We start from the raw sequence: 3,266 nt of genomic DNA, 5'->3' as shown, positions 1-3,266 counted from the left end.
CGGGAAGAAGTACATATTGGCGATCGAATGCTCGAAGCCAGCGGCCACGAAGGCGGTGATCGGGAACACGATGGCCAGCACCTTGTCGGTGACGCTGCGGCCGGCCAGCGTCATCCACACCGCTATGCAGACCAGCACATTGCACAGCACGCCGCGAAAGAAGGCTTCGGTGAGGCTCAGCTGGGCCTTGGCGCTGGCGATGCGGATCACCGCCTCACCCACCCGGCCGCCGTTCAGCTCGCCATGGCCCGACAGCCAGACCAGCAGTGCCAGCCCGGCCGCGCCGACGAAATTGGCCAGGCAGACGATGGCCCAGTTGCGCAGCAGCTCGGCCGTGCTGACGCGGCCGCTGGCCCAGGCCATCGCGATCAGGTTGTTGCCGGTGAACAGCTCGGCACCGGCGATGCTGACCAGCACCAGCCCCAGCGAGAACACCAGGCCGCCCAGCAGGCGCGAGACCGCGAAGGACAGCGTTGCATCGCTGGCCACCAGCGTGAACATCAGCGCGCCCAGGCCGATGAAGGCACCGGCCAGCAGGCCCAGCAGCGTGACGGTCAGCAGCGGCAGCCGCGCCTTGCCGACGCCCACCTCGCTGACGCGCGCGGCGATCTCCTTGGGCGCATAGGCGTCCGATCCGAACAGCTCAGCCATCGTCGAGACTCCCTCAGCTCCAGTGATAGTCGGCCGCCGCGTGCAGGCTCCAGCTGCCATCGCCGGGCAGCTCCAGCACCTGGCGGTGGTATTGCAGCAGGCTCTGGTGGTGGGTCACGCTGATGGGCGTGATCGAGAACTCGGCCAGCTGGCTGTAGAGCCGCGCCTCGTTGGCCGCATCCAGCGCGCTGCTGGCTTCGTCCAGCAGCAGGTAGCGCGGCTTGGCCAGCAGTGCGCGCGCAAAGGCCAGGCGCTGCTGCTCGCCTACCGACAGCAGCTTGGCCCAGTCCAGCTCGCGGTGCATGCCGCCAAAGCGCTGCGCCAGATCGGGCAGGTTGACGCGCTCCAGCCATTCCTGCAGCTCGGCATCCGAGATGTGGCGCTCGCAATGTGGGTAGAGCAGCTGCGAGCGCAGGTCGCCGGGCGGCAGATAGGGCTGCTGCGGCAGGAACAGCATGTCCGGCCCGGCCGGCCGCAAGACCTGACCCTCGCCGCTGGTCCACAGGCCGGCGATGGCACGCAGCAGCGAGCTCTTGCCCGCGCCGCTGGGGCCGGCAATCACCAGGCCCTGGCCGGGCTCGATGCTGAGCGTCAGATCGCGGACCAACAGATGCTCGTACTGCGGCGTGTAGACGGTCAGCGCGCGCAAGCCCAGCTGCATATCGGGCTGCACATCGATCTGCGATTTGCCGGCGGTGCTGCCGTCCAGCACCGCGCCCTGCGCGTCCAGCGTGCTGGCGAAGGCGTGCAGGCGGTTCACGCCGGCCGAGAAGCGGCTCAGGCTCTCGAAGTGTTCGACGATCACCGTCAGCGCGCTCAGTATGGCGGCAAAGGCGCCGGCCGCCTGCACTGCGCGGCCCACCTCCAGCTCGCCTGAAAGCACGTCGCCCGCGATGATGATGCTGGGCAGCACGATGGTCAGAAAGCTGTGCGCGTACTGGAACAGGTTGAGCTTGAACTGCCAGCGCAGCACCTGCTGGTAGTTGGCGTAGAGCGCGCCGAAGATGCGCTTGAGCGTGCTCATCTCGCGTGCCTCGCCGTCGTGCAGCGCTATCGGCTCGGCATGCTCGCGCACGCGCACCAGGTTGAAACGGAAATCGGCCTCGCGCTGCAGCTGCTTGAAGTTCAGCGCGATCAACTTCTTGCCAAAGGCCCAGCCGGTGAACAGTGTGGCCAGCAGCGCATAGCCGATCAAAAAATACACCAGGGTGCGCGAGATCGCCCACAGCACGCTGGCGAAGGCCACCATCTGCAGCAGTGCGCCCAACACCACCATCGAGAAGTACAGCGATTGGCCAGTGAAGCTGTTGATGTCCTCGGCGATGCGCTGGTCGGGGTTGTCGATCGCATCCGGCGTGTTGAGCCGGTAGTAGGCGCGCTGCGTGAAATAGCGCTGCAGAAAGTGATCGGTCAGCCAGCGCCGCCAGCGCAGGCTGAGTGTGTCGCGCACGTAGTAGTAGAGCGCGTAGATCGGCACGCCGGCCGCCAGGATCCAGGTGTAGCGCTGGATCGAGGCCCAGAATCGCTCGGCGTCGCGCGCTGCCAGCGCCGAGGTGAACTCGCCGTTCTCGTGGTTGAACAGCAGGTTGAAGCCGGTCTGGCCCAGCAGCAGCAGGATCAGCAGGGCCAGCAGGCCCAGTGCGCGCCAGCGCTCATCCGAGGCGCGCCAGTAGGGCGCGGCGATGGTGGTGAAGCGGCGCCACAAGCCGGCGTTGAAACCCGGCGCGATGCCATTGGTTTCGGTGGCGGCGCTCATCAGAAGGCCAGGTTGTGCGGCGTCAGCATGGTGCGCTTGATGTTCACCGAGATCACCGCCACCACCTCATCGGGCTTGGCCGGCCGCAGCAGCTGTTCGGACTCCACCGTCACCTTGCTGACCAGCGCATCGTCCTCCAGCAGGCAGAACATCGGCCGCGGGTCGGGCTGATCGGGCAGGGTTTGCCGCCCTTCGTTCGAGCCATGCGGCACGCGCAGGCCGTCGAGCAGGGTCTTCAGGCGGTTGTCGATATCGCCGCCATCGGTGATCAGCGCGCCGCGCGGCTGCTGGCGGAACAGCAGCACCGACAGCTCGACATAGAGATCCAGGCGCTGCGTCACTAGCGGCGCGAACAGCATGCCGCCTTTCTCGACGATCACCGAGGTCTGGCCCGGCCGCGCCGGGTGGGCCAGCAGATGGCCCGAGGCCTCATGCAGCGGCCGCCGCACCTGCCACAGCCGCTCCAGCTGCGGATGCAGCGCGCGGCGGATCTCCCATTTGTGTGGTGACTTGGCGCCCTGGCCGTGCAGGGGACCTTCGTAGATCAGGCGGAATTCCATGGGCCTGATGGTGCCACGAGCAGCGGCTGCGACTCAGAGATCGCTGGCAAAGCGCAGCCGGTTGCCGTCCGGATCGGTGACGATGAACTCGCGGGTGTCCCAGGGCGTGTCGGCCGGCGGCGCATCGGCCTGGATGCCCCGGCTGGCAAACGCGGCATGGCAGGCATCGGCGTCCGGCACGATGAAGTAGATCGCGCCGCCGACCTGGCAATCGCCGCTGTGCTCGGTCAGGAACAGGGTCTGGCCCGCACGCGTCAGCTGCAGGAACAGCGGGTAGCCGGGCTCGAACTGATGCTGCC

4 protein-coding genes are annotated in these 3,266 nt (G+C 67.4%); all 4 read right to left on the bottom strand.

What is annotated here, in order from left to right; translation table 11 throughout:
* Nucleotides 1-651 (bottom strand): formate/nitrite transporter family protein (locus ACIQ67_RS20255; RefSeq protein WP_397536178.1); only part of this gene is annotated, 651 nt, incomplete at its 3' end.
* Nucleotides 652-664: 13 nt separating this feature from the next.
* Complete coding sequence (locus ACIQ67_RS20250; RefSeq protein WP_397536177.1) at nucleotides 665-2,407, bottom strand: ABC transporter ATP-binding protein/permease; 1,743 nt, start codon at nucleotides 2,405-2,407, stop codon at nucleotides 665-667.
* Nucleotides 2,407-2,967, bottom strand: coding sequence for a hypothetical protein (locus ACIQ67_RS20245; RefSeq protein ID WP_397536176.1), 561 nt, complete (start codon nucleotides 2,965-2,967; stop codon nucleotides 2,407-2,409). Before ACIQ67_RS20245 ends, ACIQ67_RS20250 begins: the two co-directional genes overlap by 1 nt.
* A gap of 33 nt (nucleotides 2,968-3,000) precedes the next feature.
* A partial coding sequence (locus ACIQ67_RS20240; RefSeq protein ID WP_397536175.1) for a glyoxalase superfamily protein occupies nucleotides 3,001-3,266 on the bottom strand: 266 nt, incomplete at its 5' end.

This window comes from Roseateles sp. (assembly GCF_044373315.1).
Lineage (GTDB): Bacteria > Pseudomonadota > Gammaproteobacteria > Burkholderiales > Burkholderiaceae_C > JACDQM01.
Note: the sequence above shows the minus strand (reverse complement) of the source record. Positions and strands in the feature narration are given on the sequence as shown.

Coding starts and splice junctions, on each gene's coding strand:
- ACIQ67_RS20250 (WP_397536177.1), bottom strand. CDS start 2,407: ATGAGCGCCGCCACCGAAACCAATGGCATCGCGCCGGGTTTCAACGCC.
- ACIQ67_RS20245 (WP_397536176.1), bottom strand. CDS start 2,967: ATGGAATTCCGCCTGATCTACGAAGGTCCCCTGCACGGCCAGGGCGCC.